Source organism: Martinezella rhizogenes (assembly GCF_007002745.1).
Classification (GTDB): Bacteria; Pseudomonadota; Alphaproteobacteria; order Rhizobiales; family Rhizobiaceae; genus Agrobacterium; species Agrobacterium cucumeris.
In genome coordinates this window covers 37,986-62,485 of record NZ_SGNY01000011.1, presented here as the reverse complement: position 1 = coordinate 62,485, position 24,500 = coordinate 37,986, and the positions used below count along the sequence as shown (strand labels likewise).

The window sequence follows — 24,500 nt, the reverse complement described above, 5'->3', positions numbered from 1 at the left end:
CTCTTTTCTTCTTTTCTCCTTGCCTGCTTCTCATTTCGGCGGCTGACGCGCCGGCCTGCAAATGCACGCGACTGGATGTCGATCGGGATGGAAGACAAAAAAAATGGGCCAGCGGAAACCGCGGCCCATGAAGTGTGAAGGTCAATAAACCTCCAGAGGGGAACAGCTGCTGCGGCGGAACTGGGAGGAAAGCCGCCATGTGCATCAGCTGTGTGCACTATGCTCGAATTTTGACCACTTGGAAAACACTTTTTGTGCACTGCAGCTATGTGAATGCTGCAGTGCTCCCAAAATCCGAGCGGATGGAGGTCCAGCAAATGGCGTCGGACCTCAGGCAGCTTCCGAGCCGGCCAAACAACCCTCCTCACATGCCACGGCTGCCAATGCATGATCGACGTCTCGCAGCTGCCGGCGCTTCTCGGCGAGTTCTTCGGAAAACGCAAACAGCCCGCCCTCGCGCGAGCGGTAGGAGGCAAGACGCCGCTGGGCGTCATGAAGGCGATGGCGATAGCGTTCCTGCTCCTCATCAAAACCGTCGAACGCACGCTCGAGGCGGGAGATGGCGCCAAGCGGCGTCACGGTCACCGGCAGATCGATCTCGTAATCGGCTCCAGTGCGTTGGAGAAGGGTCGTGTAGCGATACCCATCGTCCCTGCCGAACCGCTCGCCGGAATAGACGAGGTCAAAGCCCCCGATCGAGGCGATGGCGCTGTCGTCTTCCTGCTGGAGCTGAACAAGGGTGAGGATTTCCCTCATCAAGGCGCGACCGGCGGCTTTCCGTTCGTCGAAAGCCTCGCCGACGACAGTCATGACAAAGGCATCGGCCGCCGTCGGAACGAGGCGCTCGATATCCTTGCCGATTTCCGCAATCCGCCGCTCCGAGATCTCGATATCGCGTTCGGCGTCGCGGATCTGCCGGCGCACGGCATATTGATCGTCGTCATGGGCAGCGCGCAGCCGTTCGAGGCGAGCGATATCGGCTTCCAGCCCTGCCTTCTGCATCAGGCGTTCGTCGCCACTCGCAATCGCCTTCGCCATGGCGAACTGATTGGCCGCCCCTTCGCCGAGATCTTCCAGCCGCCGGATCGAGGTATCGCCGGAGAGTGCGGCCGCGATGAAACGGGCCTTGCGTTCGTTGTTCTGCCACATCGAGGCGTCGAGCGAGCCTTGGGTGGCGTAGGCGAAGATATCGACCTCGTCATGCTGGTTGCCCTGACGCACGATCCGACCCTCGCGCTGTTCGATCTGCGAAGGCAGCCATGGGACGTCGAGGTGATGCAGCGCCTTGAGGCGCAGTTGCGCATTGACGCCGGTCCCCATGGTTTCGGACGAGCCGATCAGGAAGCGGACCCTGCCGGAACGGACGTCGGCGAACAGGCGCTGCTTCGCCTCGGTTTTCTTGTAGTCCTGCATGAAGGCGATTTCGGATGCCGGAACACCCATGCGCACGAGCTCATCCCTGATCCAGCGGTAGGCCGAAAAGCCACGGCTCTTCTCGACATTGATGGTGCCGAGATCGGAAAAGATCATCTGCGCCGCACCGGGCAGATCGAACGCTTTGCCGTCCGGACGGAGGTAGGTGCATTGCGCGGTCTCCTGCCAGATGCGGTGGGCGTTTCGAACGAGCAAGTTGAGCTTGTTGTCCGGCTCGTTGTCATTGTCAGCGTCGACCAGGCGGAGATCGATTGCCGCATGGCGCCCGTCGGTGATAACGGAAAGTAGGATGTCATCGCCGGGCTGGGCAGGTCCTTCGCGCATCTCGATCGCCTTGATGCGGGCGTCGAGGATCACCTGGTAATTCTTGAAGGCCTGCGTCGGCTTGGCTGTAAGGATCTGCCGGCGGCCGGTCGAGATTTCAGGCACCTTGACGTATCCGCGGAGATCCTCAGGCATCACCACGTCGGCGAAGCTGCGGAACATCGCGATCAGCTCCGGCACGTTGACGAAGGAAGCAAAACGGCTGACCGGCTTGTATTTGCCTGATGGCTGGATCTCCAGCTCCGTCGTGGTATCGCCGAAGGTCGAGGCCCAGGCGTCGAATTCATGCAGACCGCGTTCAGCCAGGGCCGCGTGGCCGAGCAGGCGTTGGACCGAGAACATCTCTCCGAGCGTGTTAGTAATCGGCGTGCCGGACGCCAGTACCAGAGCACGGCCGGGGTTCTTCGTCTCGATGAAACGAGACTTGACGTAGAGGTCCCAGGCGCGCTGCGAGCCGTTCGGATCGATGCCTTTCAGGGTCGACATGTTGGTCGCAAAGGAGAGCTTGCGGAATTCCTGCGCCTCGTCGACGATGATCTGGTCGACGCCGATTTCGGAAATGGTCAACAGGTCGTCCTTGCGGGTGGACAGCGCCTCCAGCCGTTCCTTCAGTCCCTCCTTGAGCCGCTCCAACCGCTTGCGCGAGACTCGGTCCTCGCTGTCGACCTTGGTCAGCAGCTCCTCGTAGAGCTCCAGTTCGTCCTGGATCATTTGGCTCTCGAACGCCAACGGCACGGCGATGAACCGGAATGCCGAGTGGGTGATGATAACAGCATCCCAGGTCGCCGTTGCCGCCCGCGACAGGAAACGAGCGCGTTTGTCCTTGGTGAAGTTGGTCTCGTCGGCGACGAGGATGCGGGCGTTCGGATAGAGCGCGAGGAACTCACGGGCGGCCTGGGCCAGGCAATGTCCCGGGACAACCAGCATCGCCTTGGCAATCAGCCCGAGCCGGCGCTGTTCCATGATGGCGGCCGCCATCGTCATCGTCTTGCCCGCACCGACAGCGTGCGCGAGATAGGCCGAGCCGGACGAAATGATCCGCCAGATGCCGCGTTTCTGGTGACCATAAAGAACAAAGGCGCCAGAGGCGCCGGGAAGTTTCAAATGGGAGCCGTCGAACTTTCTTGGCGCGATGTTGTTGAAGCGATCGTTATAGACCCGCGCTAGCCGGTCGGTGCGATCAGGATCGGTCCACACCCAGTTCTGGAAGGCCTGCTTGATCTTCTGCAGCTTGTCGCGGGCGGCTTCGGTATCGACGACGTTCAGCACCCGCCGCTCGCCGTCGGCATCCTTGAAGACGTCGAAGATCTGCGGCACGCGGCTGTTCAGCGCATCGGCGAGCAATTCGCCGGCGTGGCGTCGGTCGGTGCCCCATTCGGATGTGCCGGCCGCCGTCCATCCGAGCTGCCGCGCCTCGACGGTCCATGAGCCGAGTTCAGGCATGTGATGGATCCTGATCTTGGCCTCCATCGTCTCGTGCACGAAGTCGACGATATCAGCGGCCGGAATCCAGGGTGCACCCAGCCGGGCGGTGATATCCGATGGGCGAAGGTCGGCGGGCTGCACCGCCTGAAGCGCGCGGACATTGCGCTCATACGCGCGATCGAGCTCGGCCGCAGCTGCCGCGGCAGCAAGTTTGGTGCGCACGGCGCCGGAGAGATAGGCGTCCGAGGTTAGCCAGGAACCATCGGCCGGATCGCGAAAGATTGCGTCACCGAGCGCATCGAGAACCGCCTCCGTGTCGCAATGCAGAAGCTCGGCGATATGATCGAGGTCGACGCGCCCGCGCTCGTTGAGGACGACGGCCAAGGCATCGGCGGCGAACGTGATGACAGGCGGGGAAGGGGGCGCGATGACGCGTTCGGAGAAAATCGGCCCGGGCCTGGCGGTGTCGGTTTCGAGGTCATAGTCCTCGATGGAGGCGACCAGCCAGCAGTCCGGATCGTCGCGAAATGGCAGAAGGTTTGGCTGGCGATGGCTCTCACGAACCTCGCCCGTCGTCTCATCCTCCGTGATCGAAACAGTGGTGTGGTTGATCGGGCCGAAATCGCGCACGAAGCTCGACCAGGCGATGCGCAGCCGCACTTGGCAGTCGCGCCACGGCCGGTCGAGTTCCTGGGCTTTCAGGACGTCGCGCACGGCATCGCGGATCGGGATCAGTTTGCGAATGATCCGGACGTGTTTTTCCGAAACTCCCTCGCCACCGCGGGCCTTGCGCACCAGCACCGCGACAGGCGCGCCATCGACGACCTGCATGAGACCCTGTCTGACGTCGACAAAATAGCTGCCTTCGCGCACCTTGGCATTGTCGGGGCGGAGATCGACGATCTCGGCAAGCTCGTCCTCCAGCTCGATGTCGATGGCGGTCGGCTCGCCGTCATAAAGGCCTTCCGGAAGAAACGCGATGGCTGCCGTCAGCGCCGCGTCGAGTTCCTCGCCGGCGCGGGTCCGGCACGTATAGGTCTCCCCGAAGGGACCCGAGGTCAGGGCATGATCGCCGAGCACGAACTCCGGATGCTGCGCGAACCACCGGTTCACGCGGATCGCCCCCTCGTCCTCTGCAGCCGGTCGGACTTCCTCCAGGTCGAGCCACGAAAGGTCACCTTCCGGTTCGCCCGGTTTGCGCTTGCGGAAAAAGAGGATGTCGACCACGACGTCGGTCCCTGCGTCACGCCGAAAACTGCCTTCGGGCAGTCGGATTGCAGCAATCAGGTCGGCGGACTTGGCAATGTGTTCGCGCGCGGCGCTATCCGCCTTATCCATGGTGCCGGCGCTGGTGACGAAGGCAGCCAGGGCGCCCGGTTTCAGGAGATCGATCGATCGGGCGATGAAGTAGTCGTGCAGCCGAAGGCCGAGAGAACGATATTGCCGGTCGGAGCGAACCGTGCGATCGGAGAAGGGCGGATTGCCGATGGCGAGATCGTAGATCGCATTGAGGTCGGTGCGCGCGAAATCCCCGTTGATGATGCGCGCCTTCGGCTGCAGCAGTTTCGCGAGGCGGGCCGTGATGGGATCGAGCTCGATGCCGGTGACGTAGCTCAGTTCGCGATACTGTTTCGGCATAAGCGCGGGAAACAGGCCTGTTCCGATTCCCGGCTCCAGCACGCGACCGCCCCGCCAGCCGAGGCGCTGCAATCCCTTCCAGATTGCCCGGATAATGAATTCAGGAGTGAAGTGGGCATACTGGGTGCAACGGGCCAGCGACGCGTATTCGCCCTCGCTGACCGCTGTCTCCAGAGAGCTGCCGAGATCGTCCCAACCCGTGCGGAAGTCGATTTCCCCCGGCCGCCGGAACATGCCATTCGCCAATTCACCAGCGCCGAAACCAGTGAAGCGGATCAGCCTCGCCTGCGCGGCCGGGGTCGCCGGCAGGTTCATCTTCTCAATTTCGTTGGCGGTGAGGATCGTGGCGACATTGACGCGTGCCCGTTCCTTCCAGGTCGCGGCGAGCTCGCGGTCGCCATCGTCCAGATAGAAGTTGGCGCGCTGCCCTTGCTTTCGCGGGACCGGCCGGCTGCTCGCCGGCAGAGCCCGCGCCGGCGCAGGAGAGGGCGGTGTCGGGTCGGGCTCGTCGTCGTTGGCGGCAAAACCGCCGAACGCTGTGACGCCAAGACCAAGTCCTGATGACAAAGCGCTGCTACCTGATATATCAAGGGTGAAGGGATCGATGCTCATCGAAAGCTCCTTGTGAACGAGCGTCATCGATCCGTGGCCAAGGGACGGTCGATAAACGCGAGGGATGGAAGAGGCCGCCTGCATGGCTGCGCGCGGCTATCGTGGCCGAGCGCGATTGCTTCGGGCACGCAAGCGGAAGCTCTCAAGCCGCGATCGGCGAGGGGAGGTGACGCAGTTGTACCGGCAATTTGGCGGCGATCTCGTCGTCGCTGAGGTCTTCCAGCAGCTTCAGAACGGTGCCGCCTTTACCGCCGTAGATCCGCAGGGAGCGCTTGCCGCGCGAGGCACCCGGCCAGCGCTCGCCCGCATAGCCCCGATAGTCGTCCGCCGTACTGCTCCAGATATGCTCGAGGCGTTCCTCGCGCGTCATGGCCCGGACCGGGCGGCTCTCCCGCTCGACAATCGCGACGCGCATGATCTCGACGGACGCTTTGTCGGAAAGGTCGCAATAGCCGTGGAAATAGCGGATTGCCTCGTCGATCCGGAGCGCGAAGAACACTGATGTCACCGAGCCGGTCAGGGGCTCGCGCATTGCGAACATCGAACCGCGGATCCAGAGCGGCGGCAGGATTTCGAACATATAGTCGTGCTCGGCCTCGCCGATCTCGAACCATTCGCCGGCGTAGAGCGGCGTTGCATCGTCTTCCCAGCGGCTGGGTCGTTGGAGATGACGGTCGAACATGCGGAACATCTGCGGTCGGCTTGCGACGCCCTGGAAGACTTTTCGGATTGCGGGAGAGGGGTTCATCTGCAGCTCCATCGGAGGTTTCGGGCCGAAGCGCGGCACTGTCCTCTCGACCTTGCCTTCCTCTTCAGTCCTTCATGACCCCATGCCCGCCGCCGGCATCGTGTCCGTTCGGGTCAAGGGCCGGCTCCGCCGGGCGAAGCCTCCCTTGACGCGGGCGGCACACATGCGGCACGCCTCCTCCTTCCATCCTTTCCCTCTTTTCCGTTTCCCTGATCTTCAGGGTTTCGTTCCAATCCTCCTCCGGCGGCCGAAGCCGCGTCCAGTCGCAACCTGCGTCGTCGGCAAGCGTCCTCAGCCGTTCGGCAAACATGTCGCCCTGCGGATTGGCGTCGGTCGCCGCAACCATCTGGACGCCAAGCCTCGCGGTCAACGCCCGCAACGCTGCCTCCGTGGTCGGCGACCATCCACCACCCGTGCTGAGATAAAGCGTGCCCTCGCGCAAACCCTCGATCGCCGCGAGGCTCATGGCATCGATCGCGGCTTCCGTGACAGCCAGACGCAGCGCGCTATCCGAACCGAAACGGAAAAGAACCTTGGTTCCTCCGGATGCAAAACCCCGGTATTGCGGACCCCGCGCTTCCCAGCCGGTCAAAACCCCGGCCTGGTCCCGGTGCGCCGCCCACATGCTGCCTTGCGGACCTTCGCGCAGAAGATCGCCTTTGACGGTCGCTCGAAGCACGGTCGCTGGCAGGTAGCGCTCGCCGTTAAGGTATCGCCACGACGAAGAACCAGGCCAGGGTCGCCGGCGGGACTGCCAACGATCGGGAAGGGAGAGGTCGCATCTCTCGCCATCTTTCGCCGGCTGCCACTCCGCCTGCGTGATCTGAAACCCGACCAGACTCGCGACCCGCTCAGCACCTTCGAGAAAACCGACCCGATCGAGATGCTCGACGAGCCGGAACACATCGCCTTTCGCGTCGGACAAAGGATCGAACCATCCGCGCCCTTGATAGGTGACGATAATGATCTCGCCGCCGCGACGAAACTTGACCGCCCGCCGTGTGCTTTCTTTCGCGTCTATTGCAAACCCGGCATGCTCAAGCACCGCCGCACAACTGACCTGCTCGCGCAGCGCCTCTATCTCTCTTCTCTTCATTTTTCCTACCGATCGCCTGCGATCGGCCTCCATAGTCCTTTCCTGCCTGTCGGTTCACCCGACGCCTTTCGGCAGGGCCCGAAGAGCAAAGGCCGCAAGGGCGCGGCGCGCAATTGTCGGATCATGCAAGCTGAAATTGGCCGCGGCGAAGCTTCCCTTGCGGCCTGCCGCTCGCAAGGGGCAGCCGGCACGGTCCAAAGACCGAAGGAGGGCGGCTCAATGAGCCACCCAAGGGAGGAATTCGTGAATGATCGCGAGGTCATCGTTGGCGTCGATCTCGTCAGAGGGAAGGACGCCGTATTCGCCGTCGACTTCGAAGACGGTGACCGGGACCATGAGGTCACGGGAGAGCTGGAAGGCGTGGGACTGAGCGAGCGAAAGATCGTGCGACATATGAGAGGCTCCATTCGGAGCGGGCCAATTCCCGCTCGATGGCTCCTCCAAAGGCCCGGCGACGGGCGCGGTCACCACGAGGCGAAGCCGAAGCGGCCGCAGCTTGCTAGCGGACCCTTTACGGGTTGACCGTGGAAGATCCGGCGTTGGGCCAGGACGCCATCACAGACAAGCGGGATTGGCTTGCTTCGTCTGGTGACGCAGGGTCTGCGTACGGCCACCGCTCTTGTGCCAGTTGCTTCCTCGTGCTCTGGGCAGCAAGCTCGCTCAAGGGCGCGGCAGAAATCTATCAAGTCAATCCGACTGACCGAGGTCGGCCTTCTGAAGTGCCTCCTCTATCGATTTTGCCTTCAGCGCTACCAACGCACTTTGCAGGCAGTTCTCGATAATGGCGACGCTTTTACCCTCAAGCGTAGCGATCTCGGCGACGGTCATGCCTCGGGAAATCCATCGCAGGCAGGCTTTTTCAACGGGCGAAAGAATCCATTCCTTCATAACAAAATCGTACTCAGTTGCGCCGCGGTCGGCGGCAGGTTTGGTACCGGACGCCAGCATTGAAATCTCGGTAGAAGCCAAGTCTGCGACGCCCCGGAGAAAAGTGGCTGCCGCCGAGACCTGTGCGACGGCAGCCGAGTTGCCCCGGGAGGAGGCTGGGAGTTCGATACCTCGTTCTCTACTTTCACATGTTATGTTATAACATGTTGCATAATGCGATTTATGGAACCAGAAGGCCCGTTCCGCGAGAACTCAAGTACATGAGATCAGACTGAATTAGCCCCCGCGGCTGCCGCTTGCGTCGGCACATGCACATAATTCCGATCGAAATAAATCAGGGCGTGTCCATCGCAACGGCACCTTATATCGACGACCTCGGCGATGAAGATATTGTGCGTCCCAACAAGACGGGCTTGGATCAACCGGCAATCAAAGGAAACGATGGCATCTGAGAGCGCCTGATTACCGGATGGCAAGTTGGTCCAGTCTGCTGCCGCATACCGTGCCTCCATGTCGCTCTGCTGACCCGCGAAGAGACCCGCCAGATCTCGGTGTTCCTGGGTAAGGACATTGACGCAGAACCGGCGGTTTTCGACGAAGAGACCAGTCTGCGACGACTGGGAATTCATGCAGACGAGCAGCGTCGGCGGCTCGTCGGTGACGGAGCACATAGCGGTGGCTGTGAACCCACCGCGACCGGCGGGTCCATTGGTGGTGATCACGTTGACCGGGGCGCAAACCCTAGCCATAGCGTTGCGAAACTCGGTCTTGGAAACGGAGGTCGTCATTGCTGCCCCCTCACTCTGCCGCGTCGCGCAGGGCACGCAGGTCGTCCTGCGGTGACATCCAGGTGTCGCCGGTCCAACCGTTCTCGTCGTAATCGGCCATGCACTGGTCGACGAGCGCCTCCATCTCCTTCAGACGCCCGCCCCGTTCAGCGCCCTTGAGCACCTGCAGACGAACTTCTTCGGGAGCGCCGGCGTAGTTCAACTCGTAGAGCGCATGGCGCCCACCGAATTCGGTGCCCGTCGCATCCCACAAGAGCTTCATGATCTTGATGCGCTCGATATGGCCCATGTCGTTCGAGCCGCGGACATATTGTGCGAGGTAGCGATCGATATCGGGATTCTGGAAATCCCTGGCCGACGACGGCAGGTAGATCAGCCCGGAAGCCACTGTCCGACGCACGATGTCGATCACCTTCGGATAGGCCTCCGACATAAAGGTACGATAGCAGAGTGCCGCTTCGAGGTTCGGCAGAACCGCGCCATTGGCCCACGGGATCGGGTTGTGTGCCATGGCGTTGGAGAAGGTCCAGAACTGGTGGCGGATCGCGATGACCTCGCCCAGCATCGCCTGGTTGCCGCGGAAGGCATCACCGCCGGTGGCCCGGAGCGCCTTGGCAAGGAGCCCCGCCAGGAAGTCCAGCTTGACCGCCAGACGCGTGCAGCCCTGGAAGCAGTAGCCATGCATGAAGCCGGAGGCGGGGTGGAAGGACAGGATCTTGGCCGCATCGCGCAGCACGAGCACGTCTTCCCAGGGCACGAAAACGTTGTCGAGAACCAGGATGGCATCATTTTCGTCGAAGCGCGAAGAAAGCGGATAGTCGAACGGCTGGGCCGCCGAGGTCGCGGTCTGCTCATAGGAAACGCGGCAGAACATCTTGATGCCGGGCGCATTCATCGGGACGATGAACATGACGGAAAGCGACGGATCTTCGGTCACGGTCGCCGAGCTCTGGGCGAGAAAGTTGTAATGGGTCAGCGCCGACGAGGTCGCCACGACCTTGGCGCCCGAGACATAGATGCCGGCATCCGTCTCCTTTGTGATATGGACGAAGACATCCTTCACCGCGTCTGCCGGCTTGTGCCGGTCGATCGGCGGATTGACGATCGCATGGTTCATGAACAGCACGGACTCCTGGGCGCGCTTGTGCCACGAAAGCGCGTTGTCCTTGAACGGACCGTACCAGTCGGCATTGGCGCCGAGCGTATTCATCAAGGCCGCCTTGTAATCTGCAGTGCGCCCCATCCAGCCATAGGACATGCGCGCCCAGTCGGCGATCGCGCCCTGCTGCGCGACCAGATCTTCCGACGATTTGGCAACGCGAAAATATTTATGCGTGTAGCCCCCCGAACCGGTGTCCGTCTGCGAAGTCAGGCGCGCCTTGGTCTTCTCGTCATGCAGGGCGTCATACATGCGCGCGATGGAACGCGCCGAATTGCGCATGGAGGGATGGGTCGTGACGTCAGCGACGCGCTCGCCGTTGATATAGACTTCACGTCCATCCCTCAGGCTCTCGAGATATTCGGCGCCGGTAAAAGGACGCATTTTGTCTTTCCGGTAATCTTCTGCACGCATGTGCGATCCTCCCTGTAAATCCTGACAAACGTTAAATCCGCCGAAGGCTCCGGACTATGGACAAACAAGCCAATTCGCTGGTACTTTTTCCGGCATGACAGAGAGACACGACGTCCCAACCTACTTCGTTTACGGCGAACCGCCCCGAACGCTGGATGTCGGGTTTTTCCACGTGGAAACGGTGATGGAGCGCAGGAGCGTTCATTTTGGCCATGTTTCGCCGCACAAGCATCCACAGATGGGACAGATCACATACTGGTTCAAAGGCGGCGGGACGTACCGCATCGAAGATCGCACTTGGAATTTTTTGGCTCCAACCGTCAGTTTCGTGCCATCAAGCGTCGTCCATGCCTTCGATGTCGAAGAGCATTCGGATGCCGTGGTGATCTCCATCTCCGACGACCAGCTTCGCTCGCTCGCCGCGACCGTCGATCTGCCGCTTGACGCGCCTTGCCTCGTCGGAGGCAGCTCGGGGGATCCGGCCTGGATCCGTCTCGACCGCCTCTCCGAAATGGTCATCGACGAGTATCTCGGCACAACCTCGACCAGCCCGCGGCTACTCGCGGGCCTGACCGGTGTTATGCTTTCTCAGATCGCCCGGGTGGGAGGGGGCAGTGACATCATCGAAGCCGCCCCGTCGAAGCGGTTGGCGGCCAGCCTGCGCCGTGCCATCGACCTGCATTACCGCGAGGACTGGACCGTCGCGCGTTACGTGACGCTGCTCGCCACCACCCGGCACCTGCTCGACAAGGCGGCGGAGGAGATCTTCGGGCAATCCGTCAAGGAGATGCTGATGGAGCGACGACTGCTCGAGGCCAAGCGTCTGCTGATGTTCACCATCAGATCGGTGGAAGACATCGCTCGTGAAATCGGTTTCGATGACCCCGCCTATTTCTCCCGCTTCTTCCGCAAAAGAACGGGTATCTCACCCGCAGCCTGGCGGCAGGGTCGCATCGCCCCCTAAGCAGAGGGCCGGACCGCGCTGTCACACCGCAAGACGCCCACCGAAAATCCAGCCGATGCTACCATTCAGGCCAGATAGGACGTTGGCGCGCGGATCATTAATCGGATTGGCGTAGGCGCATGGAAGGTCAATAGTCGGTTTGTCGCAGCCATGCCTTTCAAACATAATGTGTCCCGCCGTCCTCGCATCGGTAAGATGAGGTTAAAGGTGACGAACTGGCAGGAGTATGAGACTGGACTTCGTCGGCGTGGTAGTTTGACCTTATGGCTTACGCCGGAAGCCCTTTTGTGGCGGTCGCCAAGACGAAAGGCCAGAGGTGGCCCCCCGCTATTCCGATCTGGCGATCGAGACGGCCTTGATGGCCTGGTATTCGGACGGCGGCTACGCCAGACAGAAGGCTTGGTGGAATCGGTACTGTCATTGACGGGGCTGAAGCTCGCTGCTCCCCATCATACCAAGCTGAGCCGAAGGGCGCGGATATGCCTGCTGCTCGGTTCGAGCGACATACCCGTTAAGTTTCGGACGAAGCTGTGCATATCCTCGTCGACAGCACCGGCCTTCAGGTCTACGCGCACGAGGCACCCGGTCTTTTGCCGTATTTTGCATTGTATTCAAGGCTTGCTTCGCCGCGCCCGCCCGCTGGAAAGAACTGCCTGTCCGAGGAGGAGATATGACCGTCACCCCAGACCGCGGCGAAGGGATGGGCTTGCTGCGCATCGACCAGCACGGCGGTCGCCGAGGCGTAGGTTTCTGATCGCAGATGCCGATCCACCATTAGCATCATCTGGTGGATCGTGACGCCGAGCGAGCTTTCCGCCATGCGTTCGGCGCCGGCTCATCGTTCGCAGTCTCGCCCGGTGCGATAATGCGTGAAGCTGTCTAGGAACCTGGTCTAGCTCTGCACCTCGGCAAGCAGGCTGGTGATCCTGATTCGTGGCACCGAAACATAAAGTCGACGGCTGAGCGCGACGATCCTGTCACGCTCCTCCTCGCGGTTCGGGGAGACCGACAAACCCTTGTCGGAAATAGCCGAATCCGGAATGGCGTTGGCAGCCGCCGCCCTTGCCAGCTCTTTGAGTCTCGCGTCGAGTGTGGGAGTGCGTTCGGCTTGCCATTCGGCAAAGCTGTCAGGGATGGCAAGCCCGAGCCGCCCTTCGGCGCGCATCAGGGCGAAGATCGGTCGAGGCAGAAGATAATCCTCGAAACTGCGCCATGCCCGGCTGCGATCGACCCATATGTCGCCGGCCCGCGGCCGCTCTCGCAGGTGAACGAGCACCGCCACTTCCCAGGCCGTAGGAGTGACGCCGTCCGAGCGCGCACGCCGCCACCACTTGCGGGTCATGAACGCGAACGGCAACAGCGAAAGGAAACTACCCGCGCAGGTTAGAGCGCTTCCGTATAGTTGGCAATGTGCAGGATTCTGTCACGCTCCCGTTCCAGCGCTGCCTTCGTCTCGAGATCACTTGAGGCTTGCGAAGCGCCGTTTGTGTTGGCTGGCTCAAGGTGAGGGAGTGCGATGAGTCGATTCATCGGAAGTATCTTTCGGGAGTATTCTTTTTTGATAGGCCCCGGCCGTCTTTGGCCGGGATCGCGAGTCACGCGGCGTGTGCTCCGTCTTCGAACCTCTCGAACATGTGGTCGAGGTTAAGAAAGCAGACCATGCCGCGTTCGAGCGGGATGATGCCGTGCGAAAAGGCCGGATCGAAAGACGTTCCAAGATCCGGCACGGGCTGAATCTGGTCCGCCCGGATAGAGAGAATATCCGACACCTGATCGACCACGAGGCCGACGATGTTTTTGTCAACCTCCGCAACGACGATCGCGGCGCGGCTGGTGTCTATCGTGCTCCGCACGCCTAAGCGCGCGGCGAGATCGATGATCGGTATTACGGATCCTCGCAAGTTCATCACCCCGATGACATCAGGAGGTGAGTGGGGCAGCGGCGTTGCCGCTGCCCACCCCCGGATTTCCCGAATTGACGTTGTCTTGATGCAGAACTGCTGGTCGCAGAGATGAAAGGCAATGATTTCCAGAATCGTCGCTTGGCCTGGGGCGATCGCTGTTACCTGCATCAGAATTCCTCCCAGGTATCCACGGCAACTGCGGTCGCCCCTTTGCCGCCGAAGGCACCGGCGAGTTTAAGGCCGAGTGCGCGGGCGGGGGAAGGGACCGGCTTGCTGTCAGGGGCGACGGTGCGCGGCGCGGATGCCGACCCGTCGAGCCTGAAGCGGGTGATCAGTCGAGCAAGGTTCCCGGCCTCGTCGGCCAATCGGTTGGTGGCTGCTGTTGATTCCTCCACCATCGCGGCATTCTGCTGGGTCGTCTGGTCCATCTGGTTGACGGCCGTGTTTACCTCCGCCAGGCCCGTTGATTGCTCCTTCGCAGCCGTGGCGATCGAATGGACGTGCTCGTTGATCTTGACCACGTGGCCCTGGATCAGCGACAGCGCCTCTCCGGTTGCAGTCACCAGCTTGACACCGGAGTTCACTTCCTCACCCGAGCGCGAGATCAAGGCCTTGATGTCCTTGGCCGCGGCGGCCGAGCGCTGCGCCAGTTCGCGTACTTCCTGGGCGACGACGGCAAAGCCCTTGCCGGCGTCGCCGGCGCGCGCTGCTTCCACCCCAGCATTGAGCGCCAGAAGGTTCGTCTGAAAGGCGATCTCATCGATGACGTTGATGATCTGACCAATCTCGCCCGAGGCCTGCTCAATCTTGCCCATCGCCGAAACAGCATCCTTCACGACCGCGCTCGATTGTTCGGTGCTGCGGCGCGCCTCGTCGACCATATGGCTGGCTTCGGTCGCCCGCTCGGTCGAGCTCCGCACGGCGGCGGTGATTTCTTCCAAGGCCGAGGAGGTTTCCTCGAGCGAGGCGGCCTGCTGCTCTGTGCGCTTGGAGAGATCTCCTGAGGCCATCCGCATTTCACCGGCGCCGCCATTGATCGTGTCGATGGCCGAACGCACCTCGCCGAGAACGGAGCGCAGGTTCGCCATGGTTGCGTTGACGTTGTTCTTGAGTTCGCCGAAGGCACCTTGGAACTCGCCGCGCATGGTTTCCGTCAGATCGCCTTCCGCCAATGCGGAGATAACCCGGCGGGTTTCGGCCACGCCGCGATCGACCGAAGTCACCAGCTCGTTTACCTGGGCGGCGAACCGGTTGAGGTCGGCGTTGTGGTAGTCCTTGTCGATGCGCTGCGTGAAGTCGCCGGCGACCGCCGCCGAGACGACCTCGCCGATGCTCGACTGCAGGTCGGCGCTTTTCGCTTGCAACGCCGCTTCCTGCGCGTTCAACTCGCGCACCTTGATGCCGTTCTGCTTGAACACTTCGACGGCGCGGGCCATCTCGCCGATTTCGTCTTGGCGGGCGCTGAAGGGGACGTCCGTCTCGAGATTGCCGTCGGCAAGAATGCTCATGCTGCCCGTCAGCCGGCCGATCGGGCGGGCGATCGACCGGGCGCCGAACACGGCGGATCCGGTCAGCAGCAGCACCATGGCAAATGCCATGCCGATATTGATGATGCTGGTAAACGCCTGCACTCGTTGGCTCTCATTCACGGCCTCGGTCGCAAGGTCCTTCGCGACCTGGACGCCTTCGTCCAGCGTCTTCGTCATCGCTTCCGCAGTTGCAAGCAGGGATGTGCGAAGCTCCTCCTCCTTGCTATTGACCTCATTGGTCGATGCGCCGCCGTTCGATCTGGCTTCGACCACCTTCGCTAGATCGCCGGCCAAACCCGAATAGGTCTCGGCGAGATTCTTAATCGCCTGAACGCGATCCCCGTTGGCCGGCGTCCACATCTGCGCCTTCGCTTCGTCCAGGTATTTTTGCACGGAGTGGTAGCGCTCCTGCACGTTGGTAATCGCTTTGTTCGCATTCTCGGCTTTGCGGGCCAGACGGAGATCGCGCACGCCTATTTGCATGCCGCGCACGGAAGCCTTTGCATCGACAAGATTGCGGGAAATGGTCATTTGCGTGAATGCGCGTGAGGCTGCCTCATTGGCGTCCTGAGCGCAGATCCAGCCGACCAACGTAGTAAGTACCATAAGAAGAATACCTGCCCCGGACATGAGCGCGAGCTTGGTACTGATGCGTGAGAAAACGCTTGCAGACATTAGTTGAAGTTCCTGCGTAGCTGAAAACGTCATTCTTTCAGGTCGAACGTTGAGCGAAATGCCGCTCGAATCATTGAACGGCGTCGGGCGGGCATGCTCAAGGCAGATTGTATACCTACGTGAGCATACCTTTGGTCAGCACTTGGCTGGCTACTCGCCAGTAGTATTATTTAACGTGTTAATAATTTGTCACCGGTGCTACATCCGCGTACCCAAAGATGCGCGAGTCGGACAATGCTTCTGAACTTGGATCTGGCCGGGCTCGGCTAGGCTTTTGTTGCTCGTCTTTTTCGTGTCCGATGGTTTCTCGCCATAGGACTTCCGATAGTCGGCGGGAAAACGGCCGAAGTGAAAGAAGCCCTATTTCAGGCATATGTCTTTCCCGGATTCTGGATAGGAGGATCGAGAAGATCCTTACGCACTGCGCGAAGGCACTGCGCAAAGGCGGATAGCACACAGATAAGCCGAGTCGTTTCCCTGAGCTCGGAAACGGTTTCGAGTGCGCGGGCACAAATCGCTTCAACCCAAACAACTTCAAATCCCCTTAGCTGCTATTATTGCAGAAATCCCCACGGCGCCCCATGGCGCCAGATCCCGTCGCCGTTGGCGCAAGCTGCACCCTGGCTCTGGAGGCAGGTAGTGGCGAGATCATCGCCCATAAGATGCCCGGTCAGGACATTGGCGACGGCTCGCGGGTGGGGCCATTGCTCGACCAGATCGATCGTCCGATCGGCTTCCACGAGCTACGGCAAGCGCGCACCCGTCGAGAGCACCATCGGGCGATACAAGTCCATCATCGGACGGCGCCTGCGGGCTCGGTACTTCCTCGCTGAGCGGACGGAAGTCGCCCTTCGTTGCGCCGTCCTCAGCCGCATACATGGCTGCGCACACCCGAAATCCGTCCGGCGCCATGAAGCGATCGCATAAACAGCACCATCAGTGACCGGCATCCGCTCACGTCCCGATCCTTCGCATTAGTCTGCGACGCTCGTGACGGCAGCGTCGATCGACAAACTCCACTAGATCGATGTGCTGCGGAAGCCCACTTTGCGAGCCTTTGCGTATGCGAGAGACGTCGTCAGACACACGAATCTATCCAATTCAGGTCTGCTTGGTCCATTTTCGGCAGCGTTTTGCGCGCCGGGCTTGATGATTAATCCTTTGTTTAGGCGATACCGTGCTGGTGGCGAGTGCTGTGATGGTAGCCACTACTAACTCGGGGCCGAATCTCCGCCCAAAGTGGTGATGCAGCAATGCGATTGCTCTAACGCCAATCGCGTCTGCGGGATGAACCCGTTGGTTTTCCTAACTTATACATTCGATGCCTGGCTGGCCGCGTCCGATTACGTCTTAGCTGCCCATAGCATTGAATTCGTGGGCTTCGCTCGCCAATGCCTCGGAACCTCCTCCTATTTTCCGAGGCCACGGGAGCGGAGTGAAATCTCATGAAACGCGACTTCGCGGTCTGCGGCTATAGTTTTAGGGTAGTTACAGTGAAGCGGCCAAAGAGGCAGGAATATCTCACCGGCAAACCAATGTCGCCCGACGGATTTCAATAAAGCTGACGCATGAAGATTATGCAGCAGGACAGCTCGGAAAGCGCGTTCGGATGCCGTGATGGACGCTTGATTAACTCCCATACGGAAATCTCGCTAGCGCACATCCGTGCCCTTTATTTTTCGGGGGGCGATATTGGGGGCAGTTAAGTGCGATTTCGTCAATTTCAGTAACTATGAGCGAAACTTCATTACTTATCAAAAGCGGTGGAAAGGCAAAACATGTTGATCAAGCGACGAATTTTTATGGCAATCGTCTTTGCCTCAATCGTTTCCGGCTTAGCCGTAGGAGTTCCTCTCTATCTGGGTGCGATCAACTTAGTTGGGTCTGCATCGCAGAAGCAACTCAATGATCTGCGCCAGAAGTTTAATCAATCGATCGATGCCGAAATCGAGCGCGCGAGGAGCCTTGGAGGTCTGGTGGCCGAGATGCCGGAAGTTCAGGCTGCAATGGCTGAGGGAGACCGTGACAGGCTCGTGAGCATCTTCACCCCCGGATTCCCCTTGATGAAAGAACAGTTCGGCATCGACCAATTTCAGTTCCATACGCCGGATGCGAAGGCATTTCTTCGTATACATAAGCCAGAAAAATTCGGCGATGATCTGTCCAGCTTCCGCTTCACCGTGGTCGAGGCAAACAAGACGCAAAGACCGATCTTCGGCTTGGAGCGTGGTGTCGCCGGGGCCGGCATCCGCGCAGTCTATCCTGTCTTCCATCTCGGCAAGCACGTGGGTTCACTTGAATTCGGGATCAGATTTGGGGAAAACTATATTAGACAGATTATTGGCGAAAGCGAACATCAGGCGGAACTTTATTTCCTTCCAATGGATACAAATGCGGTTCTCGAGGTAAAGTCTCTCCTCACCGCAAGCAGCAAAGCCGGGGATCCGCTGCTCACAGCAGAACAGCTTTCCATGATTCAGCAGGGAGGTGAGGTCAAAACCAATTTTGACCTTTCCGGCACTCATTTCGCCGGGTTAGCATTCGCGATTCACGACTACGCCGGTCAAGTTGTTGGTGTGGGGCACATTCTTACTTCAATGGCCGATCTGGAGCAACAATCCCGCAATTTTGCCATCCTGGCAGCTCTGGCCGGTATCGCGGCTTTCGCTGCATCGATAGTCATTGCCACCTTCGTTGGTCGACGTCTTGGAGGTTCTATTCTTCGAATGACCGACGCCATGGGGAGGCTGGCCGAAGGTAACAACGATATTGATGTACCCTCGCGCGGTGGTAAGGATGAACTTGGGCAGATGGCTGACGCAGTGGAAGTGTTCCGCCAGAACGCCATTGAACGGTTGCGACTCCAATCCGATACGGAGGCACTTCAGATCGAGGAACTGGAGCGTCAGCAGACACACGAAGCCGAGGAGCGCCGCCGGATGCATCTGCTGATGCAGGCAACGGAAGGTCTTGCCCTGGGGCTCAGCCGTTTGGCGGAAGGAGACCTGGCGCACAAACTCGAGATACCCTTTGCACCGGAATACGAGCGCTTGAGAGCCGACTTCAACGCTGCCACTACACAGCTTTCCTCCACAATGACTTCAATTGTCGACGTGGCTACGGAGATTGACCGTGGTGCAAAAGAGATCAGCACCAGCGTCGATCACCTGTCGAAGCGCACCGAACAGCAGGCCGCAGCTTTGGAGGAAACCGCCGCGGCGCTGGACGAGATCACTGTCAACGTCTCCGGTTCGGCCCAAACCGCCGATGAAGCACAGGGCATTTCCGCGCGGGCTGCGACAAATGCGATGCAGTCCATGGAAATAGTGAAGGACGCCGTCAAAGCAATGGGAGACATTGAGGCGTCCTCGTGCGAAATCTCAAATATCATCGGTGTAATCGATGATATTGCCTTCCAAACCAATCTTCTGGCCCTCAATGCAGGTGTCGAGGCCGCTCGAGCAGGAGATGCGGGCAAGGGATTTGCGGTTGTGGCCCAGGAAGTTCGAGAGCTCGCGCAAAGATCAGCCACCGCTGCGCGCGAAATCAAAGCGCTCATTTCCAAATCATCAGGCGCCGTCGAACGGGGCGTGACATTGGTTAATCGGACCGGCGCTTCACTGCAGCAGATGCAGCAGTCCAATTCGCAGGTGAACGGACAGATGAATGCTATTGCACTGGCTGCTCGGGAACAGTCGAATGGGCTGATTGAAGTCAATCGTGCCGTCAATCAAATGGACCAAGTCACCCAGCAGAATGCGGCAATGGTGGAGGAGGCCAGCGGGGCGAGTTCTGTTCTCGCCGGAGAGGCGCAGAAGCTCCGAATGCTGGTTGCGTCCTTCCGGGTGGCGGAGAATCTTGAGGTTGAAAGGCGAACGGCGGCGTAACCGGCACTTCGAAATGCAGGCAATACATCGGGGCGATCGTCTTACCACGATCACCCTGGTGGTATTGAACGCGCCGCGCTATCAGTCGGGCGGAGTAGATTACGACGGCCAAATCTCCCGACGCGGAGACACCTATGCGCGTTCGCTTCTCGATGAAGCGGCGGTAGTGACCCTGACACGCAGTTGGGCTCCGCTGCGCGAGCCAATTGGGTCACTCGCTCCTGACAATTGGCCTTGTCGAGTTGAAGAAGATGCTTCGTCCGCTGGAGACCCAGCCCAGCGCATTCCTCGGTGATCTCAAAGTGCTTCCGCACGGCGTTCCGAAATCCGGATGCACGAAAGCGTGGACCTCAGCGCAACTTGATGGTTTCCGACGGCGTTTCGCCGAATGCTTGTCGATAAGCCGCAGCAAACCGCCCCATGTGGGTAAAACCTGTACTCCGTGCGACGTCGGAGATTGACGGAGAGGTTGTGTTGCCGAGCAGAGTTTTGCGAGCGGCTTCTAGGCGGATAGTTCGCAGGTATGTCAAGATTGTAGTACCTTTGAACTGCTTGAAACCGCTCTGCAATGCTCTCACGCTAGTCCCGATCTCGCGCGCTATTTCAGACACCTCAAGGGAACGAGACAGGTTGGCATGCATGTATTCGATTGCTCTCTTCACACGCCATGGCACGGCCGGCGAAGTAGACTGTGAAACTCGGCGGAGGTAGTTGTTAGGAACAGCATTCAAAAGCGCGATCATCGTTGCTTGGAACAAGTGCTCAGTTGCCAGCAGCGGGAAGCTGTTTCCGTCGGAACCATTAATGCAATACCAGACAAGATTACCAAGTGCCGCCAACCTCGAACCACTTACTGTTGTCAGGTCGACAACGCAGTCAAATTCAACATCATCTACAACAGGTCCCTCAATCAGCGCACTAACTTGCTGAATCATTGCCGCCTTTTCGAATGCCAGTAGAACATAGCTGCCGTGATCGAGTTGAATGAGCTCTCCGAACCGGCTGGAACTCGTTATAAAACCCCTGGTTCGCGTCAGAGAAACAAGTTTTGCGGCACTTTCAGTTTCCGAAGCGGGCAGACAAAGGATGTAAACGTCAGGCGCAGGATCGAAAGGCAATTTCGCCCAAGGACAGCGCTTTCCCTTCCATGCTCTGAACCGGCCGACAACATAAAGCTTTCCTTCGACGAAGATCTTGTGGTCCCGTGGTTCATCTTCGGAGTAAAGGAATGTCTCCCCATCGGCCTCCGAACTACTGCCAGCGTTGGATGCCTCCATCCCGAAAGCAGGGAGCCCAGCAGAGCGCAATTTATCCTCCAAAATCGGTAGTTTGCCACACTGCACCAATGCTCACCCCGGCCCCTGGATCGCTCTCTCTCTCCAGTCAATCGGACCCGAACAGGTTTGCCGTCGTGGCGCGTTACGTTACGGGCTCGCGACCACCCGGCACCTGCTCGACAAGGCGGCGCAGGAGGCCCCGGGCCATCCGTCAAGGAGACGCTGATGGAGCGACGCCAGCTCGAGGCAAAACGCCTGCTGATGTTCAACATCATTAAGTCGGTGACCCCGCCTATTTCTCCCGCTTCCTCCGCCAAAGAACGGGTATCTCACCCGCAGCCTGGCGGCAGGGTCGCCTCGCCCCCGAAGCAGAGGGCCGGACCGCGCTGCCTCGCCGCAAGACGCCACCGAAAATCCGGCCGATGCCACCATTCAGGCCAGATAGGCCTTGTGCAGAATATCCGGCTCCGAGATCAGCCTCTGAGGCTCGCCGGAATAGGCGAACCGCCCTCGCGACATGACGATGGCGTGGTCAGCCAGCGAGAGAGCGACGGCAGTGAACTGCTCGATCAGCAGGATGCCCGTCCCTTCCTGGGCCAGCCTTTCAATGACGTTCATCAGCCGCTTGACGATCAAGGGCGCCAGTCCCAGCGACATCTCGTCGGCGAGCACGAATTTTGGTCGACAGATAAGCGCCTGCCCGAGTGCCAGCATCTGTTGCTGACCTCCGGACATGGACCCGGCCCGCTGGTTCTTCCGCTCAGCCAACTCGCCGAAAATGGAATAGATTTCATCGAGCGCCCGATCGAGCTCCGGGCGGGAATGGGCATGCCCGGCCGTGCGCAAGTTGTCGTCGACGGAAAGCCCCGGCAGCACCCGGTGCCCCTCGGGAACAGCCGCGACACCGGCGGCCCGAACCGCTTCCGTCCCCAACCCGGAGAGGCGACGGCCAGCCATATGGACGGAGCCTGCCTCGAGCGGGAGTGCGCCGGCAAGGGCCAGCACCAGCGAACTCTTGCCGGCGCCGTTTGGCCCCAGCAGGGCCGTGACCGTGCCCGGTTTCAGGCTCATCGACACACCATCCACGACGCGCTTGACGCCCCGGCGGACGATCAGCCCCTCGATCTCCAGAGTTTGCATCACGTTTCCTCCATACCGAGATAAACCGCCCGCACCCGAGGATCGGCGAGCACCGAGGCCGTCTCGCCATAGGTGACGAGCGATCCGAAATCGAGAACCATGGTTCGCTGGCACGTGGCCTGGATCAGATCGACATCGTGATCGATCAGGAAGGTTCGGGCCCCGATCGTTTCGGAAATCCCGTTGATCACGGACCGCAGCGTTGCGACCTCGCTCTGTGAGAAGCCGGCACCCGGCTCGTCCAGCAGAATGAGTTTGGGCGAACCGGCCACGCAACGCGCCAGTTCCGTCATGCGCCGTTCAAAGGAGTTGAGGCCCGCGACGGAGCGGCGGCGGACGGCATTGATCCCGGTGAATTCCAGAGCCCTCGTAAGGGCATCCTCCGCGTCACCCCGTGACAGACGAAGAGAGTCGAGCACAACCCTAACATTGTCTTCCACCGTCAGTTCATCGACGGCCTGCTCCTTCTGAAAGGATCGGCGAAGGCCCCATTGAGCCCTCTGATGTGGCTGCAATCCAGTTAGTTCCTGGCCGAAGACGCGGATCCGCCCTGAGCCCGGCCTCACGAAGCCGGAAAGCACGTTTAGAAACGTCGTCTTTCCAGCGCCGTTTGGCCCGATGATGCCGACCACCGGCGCATCAAGTTGCACAGTCAGCCTGTTCAGCGCCGTCACACCGCCGAAGGAGACCGTTACTCCATCGATCTCGATCATCTGGCGCTCCCTCCGTTCGACTTGCCGAGCAACAGGACCGCGAGATCCTCGATCTGCCCCGCGATGCCTCTGGGAGCGGTGGCGAGCGCGTGGATCAGGGCCGCACCGAAGATGATGTAGGCAGTGTCGCCGTTGACCCCCAGATCGTTGAGCAGGGCCGGAACGAGGCGATAAAGCGCCGCTGCGATCAGCGCCCCGACCGGGCTCCAAGCGCCCCCGACGATAGTCAGGGCAAAGATCATCACCGACTCTGCAGCCGGAAAGCTGCGCGCGTCGAGCATTTGCAGATTGCCGGCGAGCAGCACGCCGGCAATCCCGGCGAGGAAGCCTGAGAGGGCGAAGGCCCAGACCTTGTAGAAGGGGACGTCGACCCCGGTCGACATCGCCGCAGCCTCGGAACGCCGGATCAGCGCCCAGGCCCGGCCCGCCTTCCCGATTTCGTGCCAGTGAGTGAGTGCCATGCCGAGCGCCGTAACCACGACGCAATAGGCAAAATAGGCCGCATCACTGCTCGCGAAGGTCGGACGCGGCATGTATCCGGCCGATTTCACAGCAAAACCCAACCATCCACTGCCGCCATTGGGAAACTGGATGACATTGACGATGATGGCGAAGGCGCCGGCGATCATCAGGGTGACCAACGCCAGATAGAGTCCACGCATGCGCAGTGCCGGATAGGCGAACACCATGCCCAGCCCGGCAGCAGCGACCCCGCCGGCCAGCATGTTGACCTCGAAGGGCGTGCCAAGCCCGTAAGCGAGTCTGAGACCGACCCAGCCGCCAGCACCCATGAGAGCGACATGCGCGAGAGAGACCAGCCCAAGACGCCGATAGAGCAGCGCGATAGCGGCGGCCGTCAGCGTGTAGATTGCCACGCCGGTCAGGACCTTGATCCAGAGGGAGGCCAGCAACAACGGTGGCAGAAAGGCGAGAGCCGCAACGAGGACGGCGAGACCGATCGCGCGGGACCGCCAAAGGGCCGAGACAGGGGTGGAAACCACCGGGGGGTTCGATGCCATCATCTCAATCCTCTCCCGCAAATGTCAGCCGTCGGCCGCGTTGTAGCCACATCAGCGCCAGTGTCGCGATGACGAAGGGAGCGGCGACGCGGAATGGGGCAAGCGGTTTCACAAGGGTCAGCATGCTTTCGGTCACGCCGATTAGCAGCCCGGCCACGAAGGTAACCGGAATGGATTTCAGTCGTCCGATGATAGTGGTGGCGATCACCGGGATGACGAGAAAGGTGAGAACGGCCGGATCGAGCCGCACCAATCCTCCGAAAAGCAGACCGGTAAAGCCGGCCAGCACACCGGAGATCCCCCAGGCGAAGGCCTCGACGCGGCGGACCGGAACACCGAGGATGGCCGCGACGTCGCGACTGTCGGCCAAGGCCCGCATCAGGAGACCCGTCCGGGTTCTGGACAGATAGATCCCCATGGCCAAGGTAGCGATCACACCGCCGGCCAGCGCGATCAGCCGGGTCCCGTTGATACGGACCCCGATGATGGACAGGCCGAGGCTGTCCGAGAACAAGCCGAGCTTGCGGGACGTCACCATCCAGATTAGGTTCATCAGGCCAAGCAGGCACAGTGCGAAGCCGAGTGTTGCAACCGCCTTGATCACCGGTTCCCGGTGGGCAAGTTGCGGAGCGACCAGCAACCCGAAACCCAGCGAGAGGGCGAGGCTTACCCCCATCGCGGCCGCCCAGGCGAGAGGCTCCGGCAGGTGCCATTCCAGCACCTGCCAGGCAGTCATGGCGCCCACGGCGCCGATGGCGCCATAGGCGAAGTTGAGCACGCCGGTAGCCCGGTTCAGGATCACCAGCCCCACCCCGCCCAGCGCATATAGGGCGCCGACAGCGAGCCCCGAGACGAGAAACATTCCA

The 24,500-nt window shown here is 60.6% G+C and carries 19 protein-coding genes and 3 pseudogenes; 5 read left to right on the top strand and 17 right to left on the bottom strand.

Going from position 1 to position 24,500, the window contains the following annotated elements; all coding sequences use genetic code 11:
- Positions 1-330: 330 nt before the first annotated feature.
- From EXN68_RS24145 to EXN68_RS24120, 7 genes are all read right to left on the bottom strand, one after another.
- On the bottom strand, positions 331-5,433 hold the full coding sequence (locus EXN68_RS24145) for a DEAD/DEAH box helicase family protein (RefSeq protein WP_142843293.1): 5,103 nt from the start codon (positions 5,431-5,433) through the stop codon (positions 331-333).
- A 142-nt stretch (positions 5,434-5,575) separates the two neighbouring features.
- Positions 5,576-6,181, bottom strand: a complete 606-nt coding sequence (locus EXN68_RS24140; RefSeq protein ID WP_142843292.1) for a DUF1419 domain-containing protein — start codon at positions 6,179-6,181, stop codon at positions 5,576-5,578.
- A gap of 64 nt (positions 6,182-6,245) precedes the next feature.
- Positions 6,246-7,310, bottom strand: coding sequence for a DUF3991 and toprim domain-containing protein (locus EXN68_RS24135; RefSeq protein ID WP_404944532.1), 1,065 nt, complete (start codon positions 7,308-7,310; stop codon positions 6,246-6,248).
- Between the two features lie 183 nt (positions 7,311-7,493).
- Positions 7,494-7,670: a hypothetical protein gene (locus EXN68_RS27725; RefSeq protein WP_193559549.1), complete on the bottom strand. Its 177-nt coding sequence runs from the start codon at positions 7,668-7,670 to the stop codon at positions 7,494-7,496.
- 294 nt (positions 7,671-7,964) lie between these two features.
- Positions 7,965-8,225, bottom strand: coding sequence for a helix-turn-helix transcriptional regulator (locus tag EXN68_RS24130; RefSeq protein WP_237681476.1), 261 nt, complete (start codon positions 8,223-8,225; stop codon positions 7,965-7,967).
- A 206-nt stretch (positions 8,226-8,431) separates the two neighbouring features.
- Positions 8,432-8,953, bottom strand: a complete 522-nt coding sequence (locus tag EXN68_RS24125; protein WP_142843291.1) for a flavin reductase — start codon at positions 8,951-8,953, stop codon at positions 8,432-8,434.
- A gap of 10 nt (positions 8,954-8,963) precedes the next feature.
- Positions 8,964-10,526: a 4-hydroxyphenylacetate 3-hydroxylase N-terminal domain-containing protein gene (locus tag EXN68_RS24120; RefSeq protein WP_142843290.1), complete on the bottom strand. Its 1,563-nt coding sequence runs from the start codon at positions 10,524-10,526 to the stop codon at positions 8,964-8,966.
- 94 nt (positions 10,527-10,620) lie between these two features.
- Here EXN68_RS24120 and EXN68_RS24115 point away from each other — a divergent pair, with 94 nt between their 5' ends.
- Both EXN68_RS24115 and EXN68_RS24110 read left to right on the top strand, forming a co-directional pair.
- Positions 10,621-11,490: a helix-turn-helix domain-containing protein gene (locus EXN68_RS24115; protein ID WP_142843289.1), complete on the top strand. Its 870-nt coding sequence runs from the start codon at positions 10,621-10,623 to the stop codon at positions 11,488-11,490.
- Positions 11,491-11,640: 150 nt separating this feature from the next.
- Positions 11,641-11,907 (top strand): annotated as a pseudogene (locus EXN68_RS24110) (IS5/IS1182 family transposase); the annotation flags it as partial.
- A gap of 148 nt (positions 11,908-12,055) precedes the next feature.
- Here the strand turns inward: EXN68_RS24110 and EXN68_RS27835 are convergent.
- From EXN68_RS27835 to EXN68_RS24095, 5 genes are all read right to left on the bottom strand, one after another.
- On the bottom strand, positions 12,056-12,310 hold the full coding sequence (locus EXN68_RS27835; RefSeq protein WP_204814859.1) for a Tn3 family transposase: 255 nt from the start codon (positions 12,308-12,310) through the stop codon (positions 12,056-12,058).
- 72 nt (positions 12,311-12,382) lie between these two features.
- A complete protein-coding gene (locus EXN68_RS27830; RefSeq protein WP_204814857.1) occupies positions 12,383-12,832 on the bottom strand; it encodes a hypothetical protein in 450 nt (149 codons plus the stop codon).
- Between the two features lie 41 nt (positions 12,833-12,873).
- Positions 12,874-13,020 (bottom strand): hypothetical protein, encoded by a 147-nt coding sequence (locus tag EXN68_RS27500; protein ID WP_161596382.1) that lies wholly within the window; start codon positions 13,018-13,020, stop codon positions 12,874-12,876.
- 65 nt (positions 13,021-13,085) lie between these two features.
- Positions 13,086-13,562, bottom strand: a complete 477-nt coding sequence (locus EXN68_RS24100; protein ID WP_142843288.1) for a chemotaxis protein CheW — start codon at positions 13,560-13,562, stop codon at positions 13,086-13,088.
- Positions 13,562-15,598 carry a HAMP domain-containing methyl-accepting chemotaxis protein gene (locus EXN68_RS24095; RefSeq protein WP_142843287.1) on the bottom strand — a complete coding sequence of 679 codons (2,037 nt, stop codon included), beginning with the start codon at positions 15,596-15,598 and terminating at the stop codon, positions 13,562-13,564. The genes EXN68_RS24100 and EXN68_RS24095 overlap by 1 nt, the downstream gene beginning before the upstream one ends.
- Positions 15,599-16,178: 580 nt before the next feature.
- Here EXN68_RS24095 and EXN68_RS27955 point away from each other — a divergent pair.
- From EXN68_RS27955 to EXN68_RS24080, 3 genes and pseudogenes are all read left to right on the top strand, one after another.
- Positions 16,179-16,525 (top strand): annotated as a pseudogene (locus EXN68_RS27955) (IS5/IS1182 family transposase); the annotation flags it as partial.
- Positions 16,526-17,376: 851 nt separating this feature from the next.
- Positions 17,377-19,485: a methyl-accepting chemotaxis protein gene (locus EXN68_RS24085; protein ID WP_142843286.1), complete on the top strand. Its 2,109-nt coding sequence runs from the start codon at positions 17,377-17,379 to the stop codon at positions 19,483-19,485.
- 64 nt (positions 19,486-19,549) lie between these two features.
- Positions 19,550-19,669 (top strand): annotated as a pseudogene (locus tag EXN68_RS24080) (transposase); the annotation flags it as partial.
- 166 nt (positions 19,670-19,835) lie between these two features.
- Here the strand turns inward: EXN68_RS24080 and EXN68_RS24075 are convergent.
- The 5 genes from EXN68_RS24075 to EXN68_RS24050 all read right to left on the bottom strand — a co-directional run bounded on the left by EXN68_RS24075 (position 19,836) and on the right by EXN68_RS24050 (position 24,496).
- Positions 19,836-20,804 carry a helix-turn-helix transcriptional regulator gene (locus EXN68_RS24075; RefSeq protein ID WP_161991474.1) on the bottom strand — a complete coding sequence of 323 codons (969 nt, stop codon included), beginning with the start codon at positions 20,802-20,804 and terminating at the stop codon, positions 19,836-19,838.
- A gap of 390 nt (positions 20,805-21,194) precedes the next feature.
- Positions 21,195-21,902, bottom strand: a complete 708-nt coding sequence (locus EXN68_RS24065) for an ABC transporter ATP-binding protein (protein WP_142843284.1) — start codon at positions 21,900-21,902, stop codon at positions 21,195-21,197.
- On the bottom strand, positions 21,902-22,615 hold the full coding sequence (locus EXN68_RS24060; RefSeq protein WP_142843283.1) for an ABC transporter ATP-binding protein: 714 nt from the start codon (positions 22,613-22,615) through the stop codon (positions 21,902-21,904). Before EXN68_RS24060 ends, EXN68_RS24065 begins: the two co-directional genes overlap by 1 nt.
- Complete coding sequence (locus tag EXN68_RS24055) at positions 22,612-23,637, bottom strand: branched-chain amino acid ABC transporter permease (RefSeq protein ID WP_142843282.1); 1,026 nt, start codon at positions 23,635-23,637, stop codon at positions 22,612-22,614. Before EXN68_RS24055 ends, EXN68_RS24060 begins: the two co-directional genes overlap by 4 nt.
- 1 nt (position 23,638) lies before the next feature.
- A complete protein-coding gene (locus tag EXN68_RS24050; RefSeq protein ID WP_161991473.1) occupies positions 23,639-24,496 on the bottom strand; it encodes a branched-chain amino acid ABC transporter permease in 858 nt (285 codons plus the stop codon).
- Positions 24,497-24,500: the final 4 nt, after the last annotated feature.

Coding starts and splice junctions, on each gene's coding strand:
- EXN68_RS24145 (WP_142843293.1), bottom strand. CDS start 5,433: ATGAGCATCGATCCCTTCACCCTTGATATATCAGGTAGCAGCGCTTTG.
- EXN68_RS24140 (WP_142843292.1), bottom strand. CDS start 6,181: ATGAACCCCTCTCCCGCAATCCGAAAAGTCTTCCAGGGCGTCGCAAGC.
- EXN68_RS24135 (WP_404944532.1), bottom strand. CDS start 7,310: ATGGAGGCCGATCGCAGGCGATCGGTAGGAAAAATGAAGAGAAGAGAG.
- EXN68_RS27725 (WP_193559549.1), bottom strand. CDS start 7,670: ATGTCGCACGATCTTTCGCTCGCTCAGTCCCACGCCTTCCAGCTCTCC.
- EXN68_RS24130 (WP_237681476.1), bottom strand. CDS start 8,225: ATGCTGGCGTCCGGTACCAAACCTGCCGCCGACCGCGGCGCAACTGAG.
- EXN68_RS24125 (WP_142843291.1), bottom strand. CDS start 8,953: ATGACGACCTCCGTTTCCAAGACCGAGTTTCGCAACGCTATGGCTAGG.
- EXN68_RS24120 (WP_142843290.1), bottom strand. CDS start 10,526: ATGCGTGCAGAAGATTACCGGAAAGACAAAATGCGTCCTTTTACCGGC.
- EXN68_RS24115 (WP_142843289.1), top strand. CDS start 10,621: ATGACAGAGAGACACGACGTCCCAACCTACTTCGTTTACGGCGAACCG.
- EXN68_RS27835 (WP_204814859.1), bottom strand. CDS start 12,310: ATGGCGGAAAGCTCGCTCGGCGTCACGATCCACCAGATGATGCTAATG.
- EXN68_RS27830 (WP_204814857.1), bottom strand. CDS start 12,832: ATGACCCGCAAGTGGTGGCGGCGTGCGCGCTCGGACGGCGTCACTCCT.
- EXN68_RS27500 (WP_161596382.1), bottom strand. CDS start 13,020: ATGAATCGACTCATCGCACTCCCTCACCTTGAGCCAGCCAACACAAAC.
- EXN68_RS24100 (WP_142843288.1), bottom strand. CDS start 13,562: ATGCAGGTAACAGCGATCGCCCCAGGCCAAGCGACGATTCTGGAAATC.
- EXN68_RS24095 (WP_142843287.1), bottom strand. CDS start 15,598: ATGTCTGCAAGCGTTTTCTCACGCATCAGTACCAAGCTCGCGCTCATG.
- EXN68_RS24085 (WP_142843286.1), top strand. CDS start 17,377: ATGTTGATCAAGCGACGAATTTTTATGGCAATCGTCTTTGCCTCAATC.
- EXN68_RS24065 (WP_142843284.1), bottom strand. CDS start 21,902: ATGCAAACTCTGGAGATCGAGGGGCTGATCGTCCGCCGGGGCGTCAAG.
- EXN68_RS24060 (WP_142843283.1), bottom strand. CDS start 22,615: ATGATCGAGATCGATGGAGTAACGGTCTCCTTCGGCGGTGTGACGGCG.
- EXN68_RS24055 (WP_142843282.1), bottom strand. CDS start 23,637: ATGATGGCATCGAACCCCCCGGTGGTTTCCACCCCTGTCTCGGCCCTT.
- EXN68_RS24050 (WP_161991473.1), bottom strand. CDS start 24,496: ATGTTTCTCGTCTCGGGGCTCGCTGTCGGCGCCCTATATGCGCTGGGC.